This is a genomic window from Treponema vincentii, assembly GCF_018336815.1.
Classification (GTDB): domain Bacteria; phylum Spirochaetota; class Spirochaetia; order Treponematales; family Treponemataceae; genus Treponema.
The window spans coordinates 1,192,052-1,214,512 of the sequence record NZ_CP050497.1 but is presented as its reverse complement, the minus strand read 5'-3'; the positions used below and the strand labels follow the sequence as shown (position 1 = coordinate 1,214,512).

Below are 22,461 nucleotides of genomic sequence, written 5' to 3'. Positions count from 1 at the left end.
GCTGTCCTAAATATCGGCCTTATGCTATAATCGTCCTGTACAATTTTATAAAAAGCTACAAGGAGCATATATGAATACACCGGAAATGAAACAGTTTACCGCCCTTCCCTACACGCGCCCCGATATGGAGGCATTAAAAACGGCATTTAAAAAAGCGGAACAGCAGTTTGAAGCCGCACATTCGGCGGCAGAACAGATCGCTCTTATCGACGAAGTGCAAAAGCTTAAATCACATTATCAAACCATGCAGACCCTTGCGGAAATACGGCACAGTATCGACACCCGTGATGCTTTTTATGATACCGAAAATACGTTTTTTGATGAATCAAACCCGTTTTATATCGAAATGACCAATAGCTTTAACAAAAAGCTGCTTGCATCATCGTTCCGTCAAGAGCTGGAAAAAGAACTCGGGACGCATATTTTTGCAATGACCGAACTTGATATGAAGGTGTTTTCACCCTCTATTATGGAAGATTTAGCGGAAGAAAACAAACTTACCAGCAGCTACGATAAGCTGATCGCTTCGGCAGAAATCGAATTTGCAGGAGAAAAACGTACGCTCGCGCAGCTGACTCCTTTTATGCAGGATCAAGACCGTGCAACACGGAAAAAAGCGGCAAAAGCCTACTACGGTTTTTTTGCGGAACACGAAGCAGAATTCGATTCCATCTACGATAACTTAGTCAAAGTACGTACCCGAATCGCAAAAAAACTCGGATATCAAAACTTCGTACAGCTCGGATATGACCGAATGGGCAGAACCGACTACAATGCCGAGATGGTTGCTGCCTATCGGAACCAAATCTACCGCGAAATTGTACCGATAACCGTAGACTTACGTAAACGGCAGGCAAAGCGGTTGGGGCTGGAACGGCTGTACTACTATGATGAACCGCTTGAATATACCACCGGCAATGCGATTCCCCACGGCAATCCCGATTGGATTTTGGCGAATGCTAAAAAGATGTATGCGGAACTTTCCCCCGAAACCGATGAATTTTTTACCTTTATGACTTCACATAACCTGCTCGATGTACTTGCGAAAAAAGGGAAGGCAGCAGGCGGTTATTGCACCACCATTCCCGATTACAAGGCGCCCTTCATTTTTGCCAACTTTAACAATACGCAGCACGATGTGGAAGTAATGACCCATGAAGCAGGACACGCATTCCAAGCCTATCAGAGCCGTAACGCCCGCCTGCTGGAGTACGTATGGCCGACGTATGAAGCATGCGAAATTCACTCGATGAGTATGGAATTCTTTACATGGCCGTGGATGAACCTCTTTTTTGAAGAGCAAACCGATAAATTCCACTTTACCCATCTGTCCGGAGCGCTCCTGTTTTTACCCTACGGCGTTACGGTCGATGAATTTCAGCACTGGGTATATGAGCACCCCGAAGCAAGCCCCGCAGAGCGGAAAGCCGCATGGCGCACAATCGAAAAAAAATATCTGCCGGAACGGAATTACGACGATAACGATTTCTTGAACCGTGGCGGGTATTGGATGCGTCAGGGACATATCTTCAGTACGCCGTTTTATTATATCGATTACACGCTTGCTCAAGTATGCGCATTGCAATTCTGGGCAAAAAGCCTTTCCGACCGGAAAACGGCATGGGAAGATTACCTTCGCCTCTGCAAAGCAGGCGGTCGCGACTCATTCCTCCGCCTGGTGGAACTGGCGAACTTGAAAAATCCCTTTGAAGAAGGCTGCGTTTCTTCGGTTGCTCCTGCGTGTACGGAGTGGCTTAATAGCATCAACGACTCTGCCTTTTGAAAATATCCTTTTGCAAATATGCGGGTAATTACTTTGTCGCTTCATAAAAATTAATCCTCAACGTATCAAAGATACGCCTCCGGTTAATTTTTATTTGCTTCGCGTACTTACCTCGCCTATTTGCAAAAGGCTTCGGCAAGGTTCTATACCATGTGCCGCTACTGGGAAGCCTCAACGTATCAGAACGCCCAAGGATGGGCGTGGTTCTAATCAGCAGCGTGTTTGCCTTGCAAACACGTAGGTAAAAAATGTACAAGGACGTACATTTTTTACCGTGCCTGCGGTTAATTTGTGCTCGCGCCTCGGATCAGTACCGCCATGGATGGCGGTGATTCCATGCAGAAGCGAGTTTGCCCTGCAAACTCGTCGTTGAGCAGTGTACAAGGACGTACACTGCTCAACAGTCTATTTCCAAAAGCACTGGAAGGGCATTTCAGAACCGCCACGGATGTACTGGTGTTCATTTTTGGGCGAATGCTTCCCACTGTTCCGTAAGTTCAGCGGCGGTTGCTTGTAAGGCTTGAATCTGCTGCTGAACGTTGCGGGCATTTTCGCCGTTGGTATAAACTTCGGGGGTTGCGAGCTGGGTTTCCAGTTCCTTTATCTTGTCTTCGGTTTCGGCAAGTTGCGCAAAAATACGTTCTTCTTCTTTTTCTCGTTTACGTTTTTCCGCCCGCAGCCTTTTTTGTTCTTCATAAGAAAGAGTTCCGCCGCCGGTGACGGCACCGGAGGCAATGGAGTTGCCTGAGGGACTGCCGGTACCGCTTAACGGCATCACTGCCTGTGAATCGGAAGGCACGCCTGATGCTTTACCGGATGAAGCGCTGCTTGCTTTCCCGCCGCCCGAAGAATCCGCTGCTTTCCCGTTTAGGCTGCCGACGACGGAACTGCCGGTATTTTGGTTTCTATTAGCCTGTGCATATCCTGCCGTTTGCCCCGACTTTTCGGCTGTACTGCCGACTGCTTCGGCGGCAATCCGGTACAGGTAATAGTCGTAGGTGCCCGGGAAGTTTCTAATGCGGGTACCGGCGCCGGGCGTTGCCGAAGCTGTCAGTTCAAGGATGCGGGTTGCAAGCCCTTGGATAAAAAACTTATCGTGCGAAACAAAGATAACCGTCCCTTCAAACCGCTGCAGCGCATCGAGGAGCACATCTTTGGAGTGAAGGTCGAGGTGATTAGTCGGCTCGTCTAAGATGAGGAGGTTGAGCGGCTTCAATAGCAGCCGGAGCAGCGCCAGCCTGCTTTTTTCCCCGCCCGACAGCACGGATAGCTGTTTATGGATGTCGTCGCCGCGGAACAAAAAGGCTGCGAGCATATCGTAGAGTTTTGGGATAAGGTGTGTCGGCGCCTCCCGCTCCATCAGTTGCATGATGGTTTCGCTGCCGGTAATCCGCTCGGCCTCATCCTGCGAAAAATAACCGGTGATAATGCCGGCCCCGTACTTTACGGAGCCGGTGTACTCGGAATCTTCACCGGCCAGTATCCGCAAAAAGGTGGTCTTACCGGCGCCGTTCCGCCCCGCCAATGCAATCCGCTCTTGTTTGGTAACGGTGAGTTCCGCATCTTTCAGCACGAGCCGTTCCCCATAAGCTTTGGTAATCCCTTCGGCTTGCAGCGCAATATTCCCCGAATGAGGGGCGGGCGGAAAACTAAAGTGAATTTTCTTTAAGTGTTCCGGTAATTCGATGCGCTCAAGTTTTTCGAGTCGTTTTACCCGATCCTGCACCGCCGCGGCCTTTGTTGCCTTGTAGCGGAACTTCCTGATAAAGTCTTCGGTTTTTGCAATTTCCAGCTGCTGCTGCGTGTACGCTTTTATCAGCGAGGCAAGCTCTACCTCCCGCGTCTTTTCGTAGTTGGTATAGGTTCCTGCATAGCGTTTAAGCGTTCCGTTGAACAATTCATACGTTTCGTTAACTGTCGCATCTAAAAACGAGCGGTCATGACTAACCAGCAAAAAACCGCCGGTAAATTTTTTTAGCCAGAGTTCAAGCCAGCTGCGCGCTTCGATATCGAGGTAGTTGGTAGGCTCATCCAAAATAATGATGTCAGCCCCGCTCAAAAGAATCTTCGCAAGCGCAATGCGCATCTGCCATCCGCCTGAAAACTCATCGGTCAGGCGGGTAAAATCTTCCGACGTAAAGCCGAGCCCGCGCAGCGTTTCATCCGCCAACCGTTGCCTGAAATACCAGCCCGATTGTTCAAGTTCCGTCTGCAGCGCGTGATAGTCATGTGCGAGCCGCTCCGCCTTCACGGCATCGGCTTCTTCGCTCATCTGTTTACCGACCGCTTCAAGCTGCTCAACCAGCTGCGCTCCACGGGAAAAGGCGGTATCGGCTTCTTCTGCCAGCGTTTTACCCCTGTGCACAATACCGGACTGCGGCAGGTAGGCAACACGGGTGTTCTTTTCCATCGAAAGAGAGCCGGAATCTGCCTGCATTACTCCTGCGATAATCTTCATCAGGGTTGATTTACCGCTGCCGTTGGCTCCGGTAAGCGCCGCCTTTGTTCCCTGCGTCAGTACCAGCGTAATATTTTGGAGAATATCACGATCACCGAACGCAAGCGAAATATTTGAAAGCTGCACAAACGGCATTATTCTTCCGTTCCTTCCGTCCCGAAAAAGAGGATAACGGGATTGAGGTTACGCACGGCAGCAACGCCGTCGGTAATATTTGCAGGCTGTACATACTCAAGTTTAACGCCCTGTTTGGATATCGTATAAAGGAAATCAATCCAGTCTTCGCTGCCGTCGAATTTGAAAGACAGAACGCCTATATATTCGGTTTTCAGCTTAGCGCTGATAAAATACCGGATTACCACAGAGCCGGAATCCCCTGCCCCTCTCGGAATAATCGCAGGCGATAACACTTGGTATCCGTTCCAACGGAACTGCCCTCCGTCTAAAAACTGGAGTATACCGTAATTTACGGAATTAAACACCGGGCCGGTTGCAACAAGAGTTTGCAGTGCAGCATCCCGCCGTTCGGTCTCTGCCTGAGCAAGCTCCTGCGGATCTTCCTTCAACGTAATAAAATACTGTATTTGCACCCGCCCCTTCTCATCGGTATAATTGACGGCAATCGTATCTGAATCTCTAATTTGCATCAGAAGCGGAGAACCTTCAAACTGATAGGCACCCATCCGGTTTTTTGTGATACCGGTATACGAAAAGGCTACCTGTTCATCTTTCAGCATAATGCGTGCAACGCCGGTTCCTTCGCCGGGGAAGAAGCCGAAGTTATTCGTCATCCGTTCAGGATCAATCTGTTTTTTCCGAATCATATCGCGATAATATTCAGGATACCATCGGCTTTTCAGAATTTCAGTGAGGATTTCATCCGCTGCGGTTTCCGTTGTCTGCCGTGCGACGGACGGTTCCCCTTCATCATACGTAAAAAGATTATAAGAAAAACACCAGCCGCGAGTACCGTCATTGGTCATCACATAGAGCCAATCACCTTCCAAAGGCTTATCCCGTGCAACGACCGGAGTGCCCTCCCCTTTCCAAAGCACCTTCACGATCTGACTTTCGCGCAGGCGGTATACCTGCTTACCTGTATTATCGGGCTTAGAGCGAAGCGGCAGACCGTCCAACTTTACCGCGGCATACACGGAGCGGTATTCGGCAGTCTTTTTGATGTATGCTTCGGCTTCACGTTTTGAAGAACAAAAGGTGAGCTGCCAGAGCGGAATCTCTATTTTTTGATTATTCAGCTCGGCGATATACACCTTCGAAATATTTGACCGGACGAGAATCGGCACCACATCCGACGCTGTCAAGTTATATTCGGGGATAGACCAATTGACGACACCGTAGCCGATCTTTTTAGAACAGCCGGTTACCGTAAAAATAACAAAACAAAGGACCGTTAAAATAAGCTTAGTATTATAAAAACAACGCAATTTTTTCATACTTACGGATTATACTTTAAAGCCCGTATCCGCGCAAGGATATTGCCGCAGAGTAAACGTATCAGTCTGTTTTTTAGTAGCCCCGCAGAATCATTGGAGCTGCTCAACCAGAACTGCCAAGGATGGCAGTGATTCCATACAGCAGCGACGTTTTGTGCACGCACAAAACTCGCCTTCCACTGTTGTACACGGATGTACAACAGTGGAAGATGGTTCAAATGGTCTCACAGCCCCAATGATTCTGCGATTTTTGCCTAGTCTGCCTGATACGTTTACTCGTCTACTCGAAAAATGTGCGAAATTTTGAATCAAATTTCGCACAGAAGAAATGCAACCGCATTGACAAGGAGATTATTGTAGTCATAATGGATGAGTATGAAAAATTTCCTTTTTATCGCAGTGTTTGTATGCTGTATGCTATCTGCTTGTAAAAGTGCCGAGGATTCGATTGCCGTTATTTGGACTGACCGTACTGAATTCATTCCTTATTGCGAAGCTTTTAACAGCGCTCAAAGCCGTTACAAAATAACTGTCAGCTATAAAGAAAACCCATCGGATGCTTTAATGGCCGCATCCGAACAACCGGATATCGTCATTGGACCATGGCTCAGAGGCGATGCAACACGGGTAAAATTCAGTAAGCTGGGAGGACTGCTTTCTAAAAAGAAAATAGATCCGGATATTTTTTATCCGTTATTATTTGAATTGGGGAATAGTAATGGGTCGCAATACCTCTTGCCGGTCAGCTTTAATTTACCGGCCATTATCTTTTCTGCATCGCAAAAAAATTTGGTAAAAACAAATTTTACCATTTCTCTTGAAGAAATGAGAGAACTTGCCGCAGCGTATAATAAAAAAAGCGGATCGGAATATACTAAAATGGGTTTTTCTCCCCGCTGGGATACCGATTTTCTCTATGTTACCGCACAAGGTCTCGATGTATCCTTTGAAGAAACAAAAAATTTCTTTTCGTGGAATGATAAAATGCTGCAGGAATTGATTATGTATACACGCCGATGGTCGGAAGAGATCAATACAAACGCTGCGGCTGAAGATGAATTCAAATTCAAATACCTCTACGATCCGCCGTATACGTTGATTACAAACGGACGCTGCCTATTCTGGTACTTACCGAGCGATAAACTGTTTTCATTAAATAACGAAAGATTAAAGTCGCTCGATTATCGGTGGATGAATTACAACGGTAAGACACCGGTACAGGATGAGGTTATATATGCAGGGATTTGTAAAAAGGCAAAAAATACGGCAGCAGCACAAGCATTTCTGATTTGGTTCTTCAATGAAGAAAGTCAGAAAGGTTTGCTTGCCCGTTCCCAAACCGATAATATGATCGCGCCTGCTTTCGGATTAGCCGGAGGTTTTTCTGCGGTAAAAAACGTAACCGAAAATATTTTTCCCGTTTATTATCCTCTTTTGCTCAAACATTTGCCGCAAACCGATGATTTTTCCGCCCCGCATATCTTACCTCACAACTGGCTGCTGCTTAAAAAAGAAATTATCTTTCCATATTTACGGGATCAAACACGAATGTTCTCCGGTGATGAAAAACCGCTATCACTCAATAGACGGGTATCTGATTGGTATAAAAAACCCCGTTAGTTTTTATCGAAAATCTTAGCGCATCTCTAAAAACTTGGTTAGATTTGCTTCCTATCCTTTGGAATAGAGATGTGCTTTAATAGTGTAGACCGATTCCAATAAAGATTTCACTCATTGCTTCTCCATCACGGTTTGCACGCCCATTTAAACCGGAAAGATTTTTAAGTTCTGTTAAATCAAAGCCGACACTCGCCCTGACATAAATACTCCGCATTTTTTTCAGGATAGACGATCACTTCAAGCCCCCCCGCATACCATCCGTCTGCCGGATGATAGTATCGTCCCGTTTGTTTATCGTGTGTTAAAGCGATATCTAGAAAAGGAACAAGCTGAATATCGCAATTAAAAAATCGCGTCCATGCAACGCCGGTAATAGTTTGAAAATCCAATGAAACAATCCGAATAGGGATGTCGAGATTAAAAGTAAAAGCAGTGTCCGTATCGATCCGTTTATTTAAGATTCCGCGAAGTGTAGAACCTGCCTGCGTACTCGTACTTCCGAATAAATGATAAAAAAACTGCATCCGTCCATATATACCGATCCTATTTATAAATGGATAATATCCGGCTAAAGAGGCGGAAAAGCCGATATTCATCTTTCGTTTGTCGTAAAATTGATAAGCATACGTATTACCGAGTGAAAATGAAAGACCTTTTCTAAAATTCAACTCCCAATTCACCTTTGAAAGAGAAAGCGTATGCCCCCAGGTAAATGTCCATGTTCTCAGACTGTCTGCCTGTATGCCGTCAAACGCCCAGTTTCCTGCGAGGCTCATAGCTGGTGTCCATACGAGCGAGCCGAAGTTTTTCACCTCAGTAATCATAACAGGGGCATGTACAAATAATGTTGTTTTAAAATAATACCGGTCATTAGGATATAAATAGCCTAACCCGCTCGGCCGTTTTTGCTCTGTCTGCTCTACAGGAGGCTCTACGATGTGCTCTTCCCTTTCAGGGGACACTTCAGGGGTTCGCGACGTACTCGTAATGGACATTTGGCTTGATGCACGATCATTAATTGCCAATTCAGGTAAAAGACCGAATGTCAAAGACAGCCGCTTATTAAATTTGACTGATGCCGTCAGTCCGGTACCGATATTTATTTTCGGAGCTTCTTTGTATGCATAAACAATTTGAAAACTATTATCCCATAACAGATTAAATGCCCCTACTTTAAATGGTAATGCAAAATTGATTGAAGATGAAAAAATCTGCTGACCTGTTTCGGTTGAACGGTACACTGCATCTACTTTTAAGGGCTGCAATGTTCCGATAAAATTAAAATCTTGCATTTTCAGCTTCAACTGAAAGCCGCTATTCGAATCGAAAGAAGGATACGGAACTACAATGAAATTCCATGTATCGGTGATTGCGATGGTAAGCGTAACAGGTATTACTGCTTCGTTATTCGGGGCGCCGTACTCCGTATCGATTTGAACTGACTGAATAACCCGAATGTTTTTAAATTGCTGTTCAAGATCTTTGAGATAGCGCAGCATTACTTCTTCCGAATCAAAAATACGACTGGTGTCGATCGGAACTGCTTGGGAAAGCGGATGTTTCCGTGTCATCCCCTTAATGTTGTAGTTGACAACCGTTATTTGATAACTTTGCACAAGAGGTACTTCGGCAGCTGTATCGGTTAGAGGTGTCTCTGTCGGCACATCATCAATAAGAGCGGATTGTGTGGTTTCAGCTTTCTGTGCATAGGCAACCGCACTAAAGAAAATGCATACGCTGACAATGACAGATCGTATCAAACGTGTATCCTTATATGGTTTATATTCAATCATACTAATCCTTTTAAGGAGCAATGCTAAGCCGGACATTTAAAATGGATTTTCTATTTTTTGAATCCAATATGTTTGATTTTCAAGAGTTGCAAAATTTCCGGCAATAAGGTCGATGTACGCGCAATGCCGTCAGCGCCAAGCGATGATATTACATGGAATCGCAATGTGCCTATCCTTTTACAGCCCCTGCGGTCAATCCTCTAATAAAGTTTTTAGACATAGTAAGATAGAGAAGCAAAACGGGCACAGCAGACAAGGTGAGTACGGCTAAAATCCGTGACCAATCAGTCATGTATTGTCCGAACAAGCGTGTTACGCCGAGCAATAATGTTTTGTGCGCATCATTGTTGATAAAGATAAGCGGGAACCACAAGTCATTCCAAAATGGGATAAGATTATAGATAGCGACGGTCGCAAGCGCAGGACGCAAGAGAGGTAGAATAATAATAGTAAAAACTTTGTTCCGCGTAGCTCCATCAATAACCGCAGCCTCGGTCAGTTCGGTTGGAATTTGACGGATAAATTCAGTTAAGACAAATACAGCTATCGGTAATCCCATCGCCGTATATACGGGAAACAGCCCCCATAAAGTATTCAAAAGTCCCAACCCTTTAATAAGCTGCAAAAGGCGGATACTTCCGATTTTAATCGGAAGCATCATACCCGCAATAAAAAAAGAGATATAAAAAACGGGAAGCTTTATGTTTCCAGTTTACCAATGCATAAGACGCCATAGCGCCGAATAATAACACAAGGAAAATCGAACCGAGTGTTACAAATAAGCTATTGCGAAAATATAAAAAAAAGTCACCGTCTGTTATAACCGACACATAGCTTTCAAAATTCCACTTTTTAGGTAACCCGAACGGGTCGGTGTAAATGTCGAATTTAAACTTAAATGAATTAATAACCATTGTCCACAAAGGGAAAAGCACTAAAAACGTCCAAAAAATAAGTACAACATGAGAACTGAGATGCATTCTGTCACGTGAAAGAGAAGCTTTCATTCTATTTCCCCTTTACTTTAATTCTTGTCACCCTGTGTTAAGCGCAGCATTATACCGACGCCAATCATCAGCATAATAAAGGTTACCGTTGCAATTGCAGCTCCCATACCGGGATTCGGAATACCCACCGGATGCTGTCCTGCAATTCCTACACGATAAAAAAGAGTACCGATCAAATCGGTTGCATACTGCGGCGCACCGTTTACATTTTCCATCGCAAAAACAACGTCGAACGCATTGAAGTTATTTACAAATGTTAAAATTGCGACCATACCAAGCACCGGTTTTATTAACGGGAGTTTTATATATCGAATTTTTTGCCAGCCGTTGCAGCCTGCGATATCAGCTGCCTCCAACAAATCGTCCGGAATAGTTTGTAAACCGGCTAAAATCATCATGGCGGGAATACCAACCCACTGCCATGACGATACTAACGAGAGAGCTGTCAGTGCATATTGCTGCTCACCGAGCCACGGTTTTATCAGTGTTTCCAAACCGAGATTTTTTAATAGAAGCGGCAACGCTCCCCATTGAGGGTTCAATATCAACTTCCATAAATAACCGGTAACCAAAATGGCAAGCGTAACCGGGATAAAAATAATCGTCTGATAAAAACGTGTCCACTTCATCCCCTTCGCTGTGAGCATGAGCGAAAACGTAAGACCTAACACATTTTGAACCAGCATGTGAATAAAGAAAAAATACCACGTATTTCCGAAAGCGCCCCAATACCGGCGGGCATTGTCGGCATCACCAAAAAGCTCTTTATAATTATTTAAGCCGACAAAGATATTTTTACCGGACGTCGAAGAACCGGAAAAAAAACTGAGTCTGATTGAATCCGCCAGCGGAAATGCCATAAAGACAGTGTACACGATAAAAGCAGGTAAAAGATATATAATCCATCCGTACCTGTCACTTTTTTTAATATTCATATTCACAACTCCGTTGCGCAAAACAGAATAAACAGGGAGAGGAATGGCTCGAAAGTCGCTTCTTTTCATCCCCTTCCCTGTTTATATTATTTTATATAGATACAAATCAACTTAAGGCTTATACCACTTTGCAACGCCTGCGGCTAATGCATCGGCAGCTTGCTTGGCGGTTTTTTCACCCTTCATAACAGCGATAACGCCCTGATTCATCAGCACGTAGCCGCTGGGATCGCCGTCCATAAAGCGTTCCCATACAAAACGAGCATCCTGCAGCTTTCCTGCCGTAAGCGCAAGAATTTCGTTCGCATGTGCATCTTTAAGTTTAATGGGGGCATTAATCATCGGGAAAAAGCCGGTAGGCATAAATTCGGCACAAACAGTCGCACCCTGTACCGTACAAAGCCATGCTAAAAAGTCTTTACATTCCTGAACATGCTTACTTGCCTTATTATACGCCATACCCGTGTCGGGATGGAAACAAACGGCGGCTTTTTTACCGGCGGGAGCGGGCGGTACAAAGGTTCCCCAATCGAATGCAACATCTTTAAAAGCGCCGGCATTCCATGAACCGTCTACCCACATGGCAGCCTGACCGGTAGCAAACAATGCAATCGAATCGTTGTATGTAAGAGCGGCAAAACCGTTGGGACAATATTTCGCTACATCGGCCATTGCCTGAAACGCACTCACCATTTTGGCATCGTTTAACGGTACCTTTCCCGATTCATACGCTCTACGGCCTTCGGCTCCGCCGACAAAGCCCGGTAAAATGCCCATCATAAAACATTCGTTAATGTCCCATTCATCGGCAAGTCCGTTTGCAATCGGCGTAATGCCGGCTTTTTTCAATTTATCGCACGCAGCTAAAAAGTCTTCCCACGTTTGCGGAACCGCAATACCGGCTTTTTTAAAGATATCTTTATTATAGTAGACAACTTGCACAATCGCATTAAACGGAACGGCAAAGTTTCGTCCATCGGCGGCTGTCCACGGTGCACGATTCCCTGCGGTAAAATTCGATTTTAACCCGGGAATATCCGACACATCGGCAAAATAGCCGTCCATAAGCAGTTTTGCACCGGTCGCGTACGAACGTGCATACATTAGGTCAGGACCGGTACCGCTTTCAAGCTGAAGCCGTAACGTCGCATTGTAATCGACATTGATAGTCGGTTTAAACTCGATCGTTACGTTCGGCTTTACTTTTTTGTACTCTTTAAGCAAAGCGGTGATTTGCGCAACATCATCGGTACGCCAAGAACCCATCGTTAATGTTACCTTCTCCCCGCCTCCTTCATTTGCGCCGTTCGCAAAAACGGGAGAAACTGCCGCAAGTAAGACACCGGCGAGCATCACAGTCATGAGTTTTTTCATAAAACACTCCTAAACCAGATATTTATTGTCCGCTGAAAAGCGGCATAGGGCTTTGCAACGCAAAAGCCATGGTTCACATTATCAGTGCTTATTATAGTATCACCTGTGAATTTCGATTTGTCAAGAAAAATCATTTCCGCTCTGCAGAGCCGGTATTCAGCACCTCCTCGAGAAGCGCTGGGATATTAAGCGCTCAACACAAATAAGCGTTTCTCCTATACCACCGCTTGAGAAGTCTCGGTGTTTGAATGTTCTCCATGTTCATCTTTAAGGGTCTGCCATATCTTATCAAACGCGTGATGTATCTTTTTAAAATGCGTTATCAACAGCGGGTCAAAATGCTTTCCTGCATTATCAAAAATATATTGTACCGCTTCATCATGCGAAAGTTCGTTTTTATATGAGCGTTTCATACGGAGCGCATCATATACGTCAGCTATCGCGACGATCCTTGCCGATAGCGGTATCATCTCACCTTCCAGCTTAAAGGGATATCCAGAGCCGTCCCACCGTTCATGATGGCTCAATGTTATTTCCTTTGCCATTGCAATAGGATAAGAAGACACAATGAGCGCACCGTTAATAGTATGTTCTTTCATGACTTCCCATTCAATGCCGGTTAATTTGCTCTGTTTTTGCAAAATATAATCCAGTGTACCGATCTTGCCCACATCGTGAATAGCGGCTAAAAAGGAAATATTCTCGATAAAATCCGGTGTAATTTGCGGATACCGGTTAAGTCCAAACAGGTAGTCGGAAAACTCTCGGCAATAAAAATTGAGCCGTTGCGCATGGTTTCCGGTATCGTTGTCTTTCAGCATTGACGCTTGCAGCAACCCGTTTAACATCATTTTGTACATTCCGATCTGCTGTGCGGTTATATCTTCAATAATTACCCAATACCCAAGCAGGTAGCGTTTTGCCTTGTCAAAAATAGGATGAACCCGCACTCTCGTATACAGCGTTTTTAACGTGTGCGATTTATGCACCATATTACCGATCCACGACCAACCTTTTTCCGGAGACCGTATACTTTGAAAAAAATCCTGTATCTCCGCTTGAGTAAAAACTCTGCCGAAAACATTAAAAAGAGGCTTCTTCTCCAATGCGTAATAACCCGCAAGTAATGTATACACGCTCTTGGTCATGTAGCGTATAACTAAATTACTGTCAATAATCATAGTAGGAATGCTTCCCGCATTTGTCAATTCAGCAAGTTCGTCAAAATACGCCTGTTGTTCTTCCGCAGTCAGCTCTCCTGTAATTCGGGGCTTCTGCCCGGATGATATACTTTTTTCCATAGTTTAGTCCTTCTCCGCATCGCTCTTCCGAATATACTGAGGCCCTGCATAATCAGCCGCGTTCTTCAGTACATTACCGTGCTTTTGCATATACTTAATCATCGAATATGCAAAAGAGAGAGTATCCGCTTCAATAAAATGAAAGCGGATACTACTTTGTGAAATTGCAGCAGCGTCTCTAAACGCCGCTGTTCCATAGCCGGTAACCAGCCATTCTTCGTTTTCCGAAAAGTGCGGGAGTAAATCAGCCGCTGTTTTGTCAAAAGCTTCCGTTACCGCTGTTCCGTTTTTAAAAAGCTGCGCGTAAAAGCGTTCTCTTTTTGCATCTATTACTACGGCAATATTTCCGTTCCACGCCTCATACTGCGATGCTATGCATGGGAGTGTAGGGATGGGAATAAAGCAGCTGTTACTACTCAGCTGTAATGCTTTTGCCGCTGCAAATCCGAGTCTTAAACCGGTAAAAGAACCGGGACCTTCAGGCGCCAATACTATTTCCGTATTGGCGGCAGTAAACCCCGCAGCTGATACGGCTGCATCGATAAGGGGGAGCAGCCGTTCTGCGTGGGACGGACCGTTACCGGCGAAGGATTGGGTAACTAATCCGTTAGAGCCATAAGCTGCAACTGAAAGGGTTGAAGTGAGGGTATCTATTGCAAGTATATTCATGGTGCTGCCTCATATTCGGTTAAGCTGTCCGTTTGATACGGCCAGTTCGTGATGGTAATAGTTCTACTTGTATCTTCTTCTGTCTTGATATGAATAAGAATGGTACGCGCCGGTAATTCCGACATGATTTTTTCACTCCATTCGATAATACACACGCCCTGCCCGTACAGCATATCCTCAACACCGAGATCTAAAAAATCTTCCGGTGAACTGAGCCGATACACATCCATGTGATAAAGCGGTAGACGTCCGTAATATTCCGATATGATGGTGAAAGTGGGACTGGTAACTGCTTCGGATATATCAAGCCCTTGCGCAATGCCTTTTGTCAGCTGCGTTTTTCCCGCGGCGAGCGTCCCTTGCAAAGCAAGCACATCGCCTGCATTAAGTAAGCGTCCTAAAGCTTGACCAAAATTAATAGTATCTTTTACTGTTTTTGTTCTGTATACCATATCAGCCATAACTTTTTTCTCAAGTTAAAGAAAACATCCTTCGTAATAGTTACAAGTATGAGCATACTATTCCGAAATCTGCCGTTTGTATAGGGTCATCAACAGAAGTAAAAGAACGAATAGGCTTTCCCAACAGATAATTTACTATCAATAAATTTACACCCAATGTGTGTGTGTGTGTGTGGGGGGGGGGGGCAGTCCTATAAAAAACACACTTTTTCATATAAATTTCTCCTTTTAATTAGCATAGCACTGGTATGAGTCTTTGTCAAGTATATGTCCTTTTGAAAATATACGGCGCATCTGCGTTGTCGCTATGCCGAAATAAATGCTCGACGTACAACAAGTACGCCTCCGCTTTATTTCGGCTAGGCTCCTAGCATCTGCACCGTCTATTTTCAAAAGGCTTACGGAATGGGTGTATCAGTACCGCCACGGATGGCGGTGGTTCTATGCAGTAGCCAGTTTGCTTGCAACTGGCAGAGAAGTACACGGATGTACACTGCTCAACAGTCTATTTTCAAAAGCGCTGGATAGGGCGGCATCCGTGTGCCAAAAATGAACAAGGAGGTTTATTTTTGAGCGAGGATGTCAGTGTTTCCCTAACCGAGTTTTTAGAAATGCCCAGATGTTTAATCGATAAAATGGTAAGAAGTAAACGAAGAAGAACCACTAAAAACTCACATTTTTAGTGGTTCCCGATATTTTAAAATAATTCGGTATAGATTTTAATCAGCCGATCTCTGTCAAGGAATACAAAGTTGTTTGCCATAAGGCGCTGCTGATTGGCAATAACGCTGTCGGCAAATTCTGTAATCTGCTCTTTTTTCATGCCATATTCGTGCAGCGGCTTTTTTGGGATTAGACAGTTGAGCAGTTTTTCCAAAGCATCATAAACGTGCGCCGTGTCGCAGCCGAGGATATCTGCCATAAACCGGTTAAGCTTTGCAATTTCACCGTCTTTTTTAATTTCAAGATAATTTTTTAAAACGCCGGCAAACATCGCATAGTTTGATTCGCCGTGAGCGACATGGAAGGTTGCGCCGACCGGATAGCTCATTGCGTGAACTGCTGCGCATCCTGCAATGCTGAAAGCGATACCTGCATAGTTTGAGGCAAGCAAGAAATCGCATAAAAGCGGAAGCCGCGCATCGTGACCGTTCTTCTCAATTTCTTTGTAGCCTTTTAAAATCATCTCGATAGCTTTATATCCGAACAGCTTTGTGCTTTCCGTCGCTTTGGGTGAAAGCGATGATTCAACGGCATGTACCAATGCGTCGATGGAACTCGTTGCAAAAAATTTAAATGGCAAGTCTTTCAGCAGTTCAGGAATTAGTACCGCATAGTCGCCGTACATTTCATCGTGTGCAAGGCCTTTTTTCGTACCGCGTGCATTCAGCGACAGTACGGCAATATTGGTTACTTCCGAGCCGGTACCGCAGGTAGTCGGTACGATGATCAACTCTTTGCCTTTTACGATTTCCTGCTTTCCATCGTATAAGTCCAGCACCGGCGAGGTATGTGTCAAGGAGAAAAACTTTGAAATATCGATGACGGTACCGCCGCCGATTGCGATAATACGCTTATAGCTGCCGTGTACATCTTTATACATCGCTTCGACCATATCATCGGAAGGCTCTCCCGCACCGTATTTTTCTTGAAAAAGCGTCGCGCAGGGCAAGTTCAATGCTCCGAAAAACGGTTTATAGATATACTCATTCGTTATGACTAGATCATCTTTTCCGAGTTTGAACGCTTCTGCAAATTCTTTCGCCGTTTCAAACTTGTGAATCTCGGGTTTTACCGCAAGTTGCTTCATTGCTTTTCATCTCCTATATGTTCGTTAATTTCGTTTGCCCTATCCCAGAGGTCGCCTGCACGGCCGTAAGAGCAACAGCTGAACAAAACGGGGTCTCCGTTTCGTTTAAACTGTTCTCCGACATTGATGCAGGCAGCCTCTTCAACTGATAGTTCTATTTCACGTTTAACGGTTTTAATCCGGCATGCAGTTTCGGTATGTTCGATCACTTCCACATCCGCGCCGGCTGCGATTCCCATATTTTCCATCCGTCTTTTAAGATCGCGCGAGCCGTTTATTTTTTTGACGGTATAAACAGCACAGGGCGCTTCTTGTAATGTCATCATAGCATACCGATCCTTTCATACCGATTTTACCGACGTTAGGCGGCTGTTTGAGCGCCGGACTTTTTTGCAAAAAGCTCGGTTCCTTCGATAACAACCCACAGGATAATGCCGATAAGCAGCGCCCATCCGGGGGTGTAGAAGCAGAGTGCCGAAGCGATAACGCAGGCAATACCTCTTTCGTTTCGGTTGGTACACATCGTCATACCGACGTTACCGCAGGCAAAGGCCTGAACGCCCATCGTAATACCGAAGAATATGGCGAAAGCAGGGCGTATAAGCGTAACGAGCGGCAAAATCAAAACGGCAATAACAGTTGCGGCGCGGAACGTACAGACGCCATCCCAGTAGCTGTGCAAGGTCTTATATCCTCTCTTATAGCGTTCCGTAATAGTCAGCAGACCCGATGCCCACAGCGGACCGCACATGGGAACCCACGGAGCAAAGAGTGACATAATACCGTTACGCAGGAAGGATACGAGATTTGATCGTCCGGCGTCAAAGATAACGGTTTCATCATCGCGGGTTGCGGTTGCTTCGGTAACAATTTCTTTTGCAAGAACAAAGTCGGAGAACGCAATAATGTAGACGGTAAGCGCCATCGGCAGTGCTGCCAAGAAGAATTTCGTAGCCGGCAATCCTAAGCCGAAAATGGTGAAGTGTTCAAGCACAAAGCCGAAAGAAAGCGGCGTAAAGCCCCACTGAATATTCGGCACGGCTATTTCTTTGATAAGGAACGGGGCCAATACAATGGCGAATACTTGTGCCGGAACAACGCCTTGGTTGCGGAGCGTCTCTAATGTTTTGTTCTTTGCAGCGGCCTTTGCAAAGGTCGAGTTAAACAAGAAGAAGTAAGACATCAATACCGCTATGACAACGGTAATCGGCGCTTTGGGCATACGAGATTGGAATACGTTGATACCTGCGGTAACGCCGGCGCCCAATACGATTCCCGCCTTAATGGAGCGCGGTACCGTATCTACCAGTTTACGTCCGATACCGGTTACGCCCATGATTAAAAAGAACAGCGCTACAATCATTTGCAGGGCGATCATTGCATAGACGCGGTCGACATTTCCGGTTGCGTAGTTAGGCAGTTCCCATTGTGCCAAATACTTTAAAGTAAGCGGGAGCGCGGGGGTAATCCATCCGGGAACGACGGGGTCGCCCAATAATGACGGCAGATAATAACAGATAGCGTTTAGTACGCCAAATGTCAGCGACATTAAAAAGACGCTGTTCTCCGTCATCCCCAACGCGGCGATGTTTTCGGGGTTATCAAACCCGAAAGTCGTCATTGTGGTAGCGGTTCCTGCTCCGAGACAGGCGACGCCGAGAAAGAATGCAGCAAGCATTTCCGTCCACGACCATTCGTGATGGATCAGCGGAATGCGTAAATTGAATGGGCCGAGCGGAATGTACGGCTGCACGCCGCCGAATTCTCTCTTCTTTAAAGGAAATTTCCCTTCGTTGAAGTGCTCCGGCATCTTTGCAGTTGCGAGTTGGTCACTCATATATTTCCTCCTTCAGTTATTTCGGTAGCTTCTAAAAGAATACCGAGTTTTTAGAGCTAAACTGTTGTATATGGGTAACAGTTTGGTAAAGCATTTTTAAAAAAAGGCAGGGTTATTGGCCCTGCCTTTATTCGTAAGTTTCGCCTCTTTAGCTGCGGTATGTTATCATTAGCAACCGCAGTTAAAGTTCTTAGGCGGCACTATTCTTTAATCTTCGCGATATCCTTTGCAAGCTTTTTCTTCATTGCAAGGTTACCTTGGCGGGAGATCATGATACGCTGTGCCTGCGGAGAACCGGCGCCGTGCATAGATTCCGTGCGGTAACCGACGGCAGCACTGCCGAGGGTCAGGTTTTCGATCAAGCGGAGAATGCGTAAACGGTTCTCGGTAGAAACGGAGGCAACACCCTGCAAGTATTTGACAACATACGGTCCGAGTTTGGGATCGCGCAGATCGGATTCTGCCGGAGCGGTTACCATCAAGCCGCCTGCGATGTCTTCTGCAAGGCGTGCAATTTCATACGGGAAGCGCGTAACGTTCTGCTTACAGACGTTTGCAAGCAGCAAGTCGATAAGGTAGTTACCGGATTTGGTCTTGGTACCTTCTGCCGAACATGCGATACCGCAGCAGTACAGTGTTTCGTTCAGGTGGGTCATTTCAATCAGCTTGTCTTTAACGTGAGAAGCTTTTTGAGCGCCGTTGAAGTCTGCCGCAACTGCCGCCGCACCGATAAGAACGTCGCCGACGCCGACCTTGCATCCGCCGTAGGACTGGCGGTGATATCCAGCAAAGCGTTCAACCAGCATACCGGCAAATTCAAATTCGCCGTTCAGGAAGATGTGATCGTTCGGAATAAATACGTTATCGAAGATAACCAAGGCTTCGGTTCCGCCGTAGGTGGAGTTACCGACATCGATTTCGGAACCTTCCAGCTTTCTGGTGTCGCAGCTCTGGCGTCCGACAATCATGAAGATACCTTTCGCATCGGTCGGGCAAGCAAAGGCTACCGCATAGTCTTTGTCATCTTCGCCCATTGCGATAGTCGGCATAACGATAACTTCGTGTGAATTGATAAAACCGGTTTGGTGCGCTTTTGCACCACGAACGACGATACCGTCAGCTCTCCGTTCCACGACATGGAGGTATAAGTCGGGATCGGTTTGAGCATGGGGAGCCAGAGAGCGGTCACCTTTGGGGTCGGTCATAGCGCCGTCGACGGTCAGGTCTTCATCCTGAACGTGCCGGATAAACTTTTTGAAGTTTTCATGATAATGAGTCCCGTATTTTTCATCGAGCTCATACGTTGTGCTGTAAACGGCATTAAACGCATCCATACCGACGCAGCGCTGGAAACAAGCCGCGGTTTTTTGTCCGCAAAGCCGCTGCATCTTTACCTTTTTAATCAGATCCTCAGGACTCTGGTGAATATGTGTGAAGCGGTTGATCTTCTTTCCGGTTAATGAAGATTTAACGGTCATTAAATCTTCATATTCCGGCATCTGAGCCAAATCATAGGTAGCCTTCACCGAGTTCAGGGACGGCCGAAGAATCGGATTGTCGACAACATTGTCAACTTTCTTTCCGAACATGTAAACCTGCAAATTCAGTTTACGCATACTCTCAACATACTGTTCGCCTGTCATAAGTGCCATGTGCATACTCCTTACTTTGTTTATTTGTCTATCAGGATAGACACTCTATTATAGTAACAGCAATTTTTATGCCAACATTGCTAATAGAATCTTTATCCTTTGAAAAAAAATAATGTACAATGCAGAAAAATACTCAAAACCCTAAATTTATCGGTATGTTTCGCAAGAAAAGAGTGGTGAATCTCCGTATAAACGGAACGTAAACTAACTTTTGACTGATTTTCCATAAGCATCCTTGAAACGTACTTACGAAACGGTTTTCCGGTGTTCATAACTGAAGCAGTATAGCCGGTGTCTCAACACTCCGTAAAAAGATGGTTCATTTATGAACCAATCAAGAGCTTTGGTTTATAAATGAACCAAAGCAGTATATAAAGAGCAATCCGTAAAGTTAGATATAGCTTACATTTATAGCATTCGTACCGCTATTGCAAGGCTTTACGAAAACACTAAAAAGCAGCTTTTTTTAAAATACGATAATTATCGATGTCAGCAAATGTACATCCGTGTACGTTGTTCAACGACGAGTTTTTCTAGCGAAAAACTCGCTACTGCATAACCCCACCGCCGTCCGTGGCGGTTCTGATACGTTGAGGATTAATTTGTGCGCAGCAACGAAGTAGATGCATCATATATTTGCAAAAAGAGAGGTTGGCATAAAAATTGCTTATAGAATAATAACTATAGCCCGTAGTGTCGAATGACCTTCGCGGTAAATGATAAAGTCTTGATTTAAGAAAGGCTTTAAGGGGGAATTTTTTATGACAGATGCGCAAATGCAATTTAAAAGCCGCTATCGTGAGTACGGCGGTGAGCAAGCGTATTGGCCGGCGGGACCGTTTAAGATTCGGTTGCCTTTTATTCACTATGCATGGTCTTTTCCGGAGATGTTTCAAGCGCTCTTTATGTGCGCGACCTGTTTGGGAGCTATTCCGGTATTAACGGAGGTCTTAGGCGTAAGCTACGAAGTAGCGTTGTCGATGGTTATCATCAACGGCTTCTTTTACACGTTTCACGTGTTACTTGGCGACCCTGTTGTTCCGGGATGGGTTACGCCGGCAATTCCGCTGATTACGGCCTTTTTAACTAACGGCTATGTAATGGGACCGGAGCGGACTCAGGCATTGATTGCCGTTCAGATGTGTCTCGGGCTTATCTTTTTGGTATTCGGCATCACCGGTTTGGGCGGTAAGATGGTTAAAGTCGTGCCGAATTCCGTAAAAGCCGGTGTTTTGATGGGTGGTGGTATTGCGGCTGTTTTAGGTGAATTTAAAACTACCGGCCGTTTTGATAAATATCCGATTTCCATCACTATCGGAATTATCGTGGCATATTTCTGTTTATTCAGTCCGATCTGGGCAGATATGCGTAGGAAGAATAAACTTATCGATTCAATCGGTAAATTCGGAATGCTGCCTGCAATTTTAATCGGTGTCGTAGTGGGGCCGCTCGCCGGCGAATTTGCCATTCCCCATGTACAATGGTGGCCGCTTATTAAAGTGCCGGATTTTGCGGATATTTGGAATCAGCTGTCTCCATTCGCAATCGGATGGCCGAGTATGAAAGTTTGGGCTGCAGCAGTGCCTGTAGCAATTGTTACCTATATTATTGCATTCGGCGACTTTGTTACTTCGGAAGCGCTCATCAGAGAAGCCGATGAAGTTCGGCAGGATGAAAAGATCGACTTTAACGCAAACCGTTCGAACCTCGTCAGCGGTATTCGTAACGTGGCAATGTCAATGACCTGTCCGTATACGCAAATGTGCGGTCCGCTGTGGGCAGCTGTTACTGCAGCAGTTTCTCAGCGTTATAAGGAAAGTCCGAAAGCGATGGAATCAATTTACAGTGGTTTCGGTACGTTCCGTCTTTCGACATTCGTAGCCGTTGCATTGCTGCCTATTTCTTCGCTTTTGCAGCCGTCTTTGCCGCTTGCCCTGTCTTTAACACTGATCGTACAAGGATATATTTGTACGCAGCTTGCGATGAATATGTGCAAAACCAATATTGAACGCGGTATTTGCGGTGTTATGGGCGCTGTTTTAGCAATGCGCGGCGCTGCATGGGGACTTGTTGTCGGTCTTGTTCTTTTTGCACTGCTTTATGATTCGAATAAAAAAGAGGCTGCAAACTAGGCCGAAAAGGCGGAAAACTAATTATCGCCCCCAACGTAGAGCGTTGTCGGGAAACGGCGGGCATTAAGCTCTCCGTATGAATAAATAGTACGAGGCTGTCTTGAAAATAACTGACTTTTGGGACAGCCTCTATGCAGCCGATTCATTCCCTATTCGAGGTAAATCGAATGAAGTA

At 45.5% G+C, this 22,461-nt stretch carries 18 protein-coding genes; 3 read left to right on the top strand and 15 right to left on the bottom strand.

Annotation, left to right across the window (positions count from 1 at the left end; all coding sequences use genetic code 11):
* The first annotated feature begins 70 nt into the window (after positions 1–70).
* Positions 71–1,783, top strand: a complete 1,713-nt coding sequence (locus GWP40_RS05580; RefSeq protein ID WP_212566398.1) for a M3 family oligoendopeptidase — start codon at positions 71–73, stop codon at positions 1,781–1,783.
* A 460-nt stretch (positions 1,784–2,243) separates the two neighbouring features.
* On the opposite strand, the gene abc-f is transcribed toward GWP40_RS05580, so the two are convergent.
* The 3 genes from abc-f to GWP40_RS05565 are packed head-to-tail and all read right to left on the bottom strand — an operon-like array spanning position 2,244 to position 5,859.
* Positions 2,244–4,376: a ribosomal protection-like ABC-F family protein gene (gene abc-f / locus GWP40_RS05575; protein ID WP_212566397.1), complete on the bottom strand. Its 2,133-nt coding sequence runs from the start codon at positions 4,374–4,376 to the stop codon at positions 2,244–2,246.
* Entirely contained in the window at positions 4,376–5,695 is a 1,320-nt protein-coding gene (locus GWP40_RS05570; protein ID WP_212566396.1) for an SH3 domain-containing protein, read from the bottom strand. Before GWP40_RS05570 ends, abc-f begins: the two co-directional genes overlap by 1 nt.
* Positions 5,696–5,697: 2 nt before the next feature.
* Complete coding sequence (locus tag GWP40_RS05565; protein ID WP_212566395.1) at positions 5,698–5,859, bottom strand: hypothetical protein; 162 nt, start codon at positions 5,857–5,859, stop codon at positions 5,698–5,700.
* A 211-nt stretch (positions 5,860–6,070) separates the two neighbouring features.
* On the opposite strand from GWP40_RS05565, the gene GWP40_RS05560 reads away from it, so the two are divergent.
* A complete protein-coding gene (locus tag GWP40_RS05560) occupies positions 6,071–7,315 on the top strand; it encodes an extracellular solute-binding protein (RefSeq protein ID WP_212566394.1) in 1,245 nt (414 codons plus the stop codon).
* A gap of 176 nt (positions 7,316–7,491) precedes the next feature.
* Here GWP40_RS05560 and GWP40_RS05555 read toward each other — a convergent pair whose 3' ends face one another.
* The 12 genes from GWP40_RS05555 to GWP40_RS05505 all read right to left on the bottom strand — a co-directional run bounded on the left by GWP40_RS05555 (position 7,492) and on the right by GWP40_RS05505 (position 20,154).
* Positions 7,492–9,075, bottom strand: a complete 1,584-nt coding sequence (locus GWP40_RS05555; protein WP_230974629.1) for a BamA/TamA family outer membrane protein — start codon at positions 9,073–9,075, stop codon at positions 7,492–7,494.
* A 202-nt stretch (positions 9,076–9,277) separates the two neighbouring features.
* A complete protein-coding gene (locus GWP40_RS13390; RefSeq protein ID WP_330997237.1) occupies positions 9,278–9,769 on the bottom strand; it encodes a carbohydrate ABC transporter permease in 492 nt (163 codons plus the stop codon).
* On the bottom strand, positions 9,753–10,115 hold the full coding sequence (locus GWP40_RS13385; protein WP_330997236.1) for an ABC transporter permease family protein: 363 nt from the start codon (positions 10,113–10,115) through the stop codon (positions 9,753–9,755). Before GWP40_RS13385 ends, GWP40_RS13390 begins: the two co-directional genes overlap by 17 nt.
* Positions 10,116–10,132: 17 nt before the next feature.
* Positions 10,133–11,050: a carbohydrate ABC transporter permease gene (locus tag GWP40_RS05545; protein WP_212566393.1), complete on the bottom strand. Its 918-nt coding sequence runs from the start codon at positions 11,048–11,050 to the stop codon at positions 10,133–10,135.
* A 111-nt stretch (positions 11,051–11,161) separates the two neighbouring features.
* Positions 11,162–12,424: an ABC transporter substrate-binding protein gene (locus tag GWP40_RS05540; protein ID WP_212566392.1), complete on the bottom strand. Its 1,263-nt coding sequence runs from the start codon at positions 12,422–12,424 to the stop codon at positions 11,162–11,164.
* 215 nt (positions 12,425–12,639) lie between these two features.
* A complete protein-coding gene (locus GWP40_RS05535) occupies positions 12,640–13,725 on the bottom strand; it encodes an HD-GYP domain-containing protein (RefSeq protein WP_212566391.1) in 1,086 nt (361 codons plus the stop codon).
* A 3-nt stretch (positions 13,726–13,728) separates the two neighbouring features.
* Entirely contained in the window at positions 13,729–14,394 is a 666-nt protein-coding gene (gene tsaB / locus GWP40_RS05530) for a tRNA (adenosine(37)-N6)-threonylcarbamoyltransferase complex dimerization subunit type 1 TsaB (protein ID WP_212566390.1), read from the bottom strand.
* Positions 14,391–14,846, bottom strand: a complete 456-nt coding sequence (gene tsaE, locus GWP40_RS05525) for a tRNA (adenosine(37)-N6)-threonylcarbamoyltransferase complex ATPase subunit type 1 TsaE (protein WP_212566549.1) — start codon at positions 14,844–14,846, stop codon at positions 14,391–14,393. The genes tsaB and tsaE overlap by 4 nt, the downstream gene beginning before the upstream one ends.
* Before the next feature lie 706 nt (positions 14,847–15,552).
* On the bottom strand, positions 15,553–16,665 hold the full coding sequence (locus tag GWP40_RS05520) for a 4-hydroxybutyrate dehydrogenase (RefSeq protein WP_212566389.1): 1,113 nt from the start codon (positions 16,663–16,665) through the stop codon (positions 15,553–15,555).
* Complete coding sequence (locus tag GWP40_RS05515; RefSeq protein WP_212566388.1) at positions 16,662–16,991, bottom strand: ferrous iron transport protein A; 330 nt, start codon at positions 16,989–16,991, stop codon at positions 16,662–16,664. Before GWP40_RS05515 ends, GWP40_RS05520 begins: the two co-directional genes overlap by 4 nt.
* A gap of 35 nt (positions 16,992–17,026) precedes the next feature.
* Positions 17,027–18,502 carry a hypothetical protein gene (locus GWP40_RS05510; protein WP_212566387.1) on the bottom strand — a complete coding sequence of 492 codons (1,476 nt, stop codon included), beginning with the start codon at positions 18,500–18,502 and terminating at the stop codon, positions 17,027–17,029.
* A gap of 200 nt (positions 18,503–18,702) precedes the next feature.
* Entirely contained in the window at positions 18,703–20,154 is a 1,452-nt protein-coding gene (locus GWP40_RS05505) for a 4-hydroxyphenylacetate 3-hydroxylase family protein (protein ID WP_212566386.1), read from the bottom strand.
* 761 nt (positions 20,155–20,915) lie between these two features.
* Between GWP40_RS05505 and GWP40_RS05500 the strand changes: the two genes are divergently transcribed.
* Positions 20,916–22,286: a hypothetical protein gene (locus GWP40_RS05500; protein ID WP_016523802.1), complete on the top strand. Its 1,371-nt coding sequence runs from the start codon at positions 20,916–20,918 to the stop codon at positions 22,284–22,286.
* The last annotated feature ends 175 nt before the right edge of the window (positions 22,287–22,461 follow it).

What these genes read in the sequence shown, in the direction of transcription:
- GWP40_RS05505 (WP_212566386.1), bottom strand. Translation starts at nt 20,154, where the DNA reads ATGGCACTTATGACAGGCGAACAGTATGTTGAGAGTATGCGTAAACTG.
- GWP40_RS05500 (WP_016523802.1), top strand. Translation starts at nt 20,916, where the DNA reads ATGACAGATGCGCAAATGCAATTTAAAAGCCGCTATCGTGAGTACGGC.
- GWP40_RS05515 (WP_212566388.1), bottom strand. Translation starts at nt 16,991, where the DNA reads ATGATGACATTACAAGAAGCGCCCTGTGCTGTTTATACCGTCAAAAAA.
- tsaE (WP_212566549.1), bottom strand. Translation starts at nt 14,846, where the DNA reads ATGGTATACAGAACAAAAACAGTAAAAGATACTATTAATTTTGGTCAA.
- GWP40_RS05540 (WP_212566392.1), bottom strand. Translation starts at nt 12,424, where the DNA reads ATGAAAAAACTCATGACTGTGATGCTCGCCGGTGTCTTACTTGCGGCA.
- GWP40_RS05560 (WP_212566394.1), top strand. Translation starts at nt 6,071, where the DNA reads ATGAAAAATTTCCTTTTTATCGCAGTGTTTGTATGCTGTATGCTATCT.
- abc-f (WP_212566397.1), bottom strand. Translation starts at nt 4,376, where the DNA reads ATGCCGTTTGTGCAGCTTTCAAATATTTCGCTTGCGTTCGGTGATCGT.
- GWP40_RS05580 (WP_212566398.1), top strand. Translation starts at nt 71, where the DNA reads ATGAATACACCGGAAATGAAACAGTTTACCGCCCTTCCCTACACGCGC.
- GWP40_RS05535 (WP_212566391.1), bottom strand. Translation starts at nt 13,725, where the DNA reads ATGGAAAAAAGTATATCATCCGGGCAGAAGCCCCGAATTACAGGAGAG.
- GWP40_RS13390 (WP_330997237.1), bottom strand. Translation starts at nt 9,769, where the DNA reads ATGATGCTTCCGATTAAAATCGGAAGTATCCGCCTTTTGCAGCTTATT.
- GWP40_RS05570 (WP_212566396.1), bottom strand. Translation starts at nt 5,695, where the DNA reads ATGAAAAAATTGCGTTGTTTTTATAATACTAAGCTTATTTTAACGGTC.
- GWP40_RS05510 (WP_212566387.1), bottom strand. Translation starts at nt 18,502, where the DNA reads ATGAGTGACCAACTCGCAACTGCAAAGATGCCGGAGCACTTCAACGAA.
- GWP40_RS13385 (WP_330997236.1), bottom strand. Translation starts at nt 10,115, where the DNA reads ATGAAAGCTTCTCTTTCACGTGACAGAATGCATCTCAGTTCTCATGTT.
- tsaB (WP_212566390.1), bottom strand. Translation starts at nt 14,394, where the DNA reads ATGAATATACTTGCAATAGATACCCTCACTTCAACCCTTTCAGTTGCA.
- GWP40_RS05520 (WP_212566389.1), bottom strand. Translation starts at nt 16,665, where the DNA reads ATGAAGCAACTTGCGGTAAAACCCGAGATTCACAAGTTTGAAACGGCG.
- GWP40_RS05545 (WP_212566393.1), bottom strand. Translation starts at nt 11,050, where the DNA reads ATGAATATTAAAAAAAGTGACAGGTACGGATGGATTATATATCTTTTA.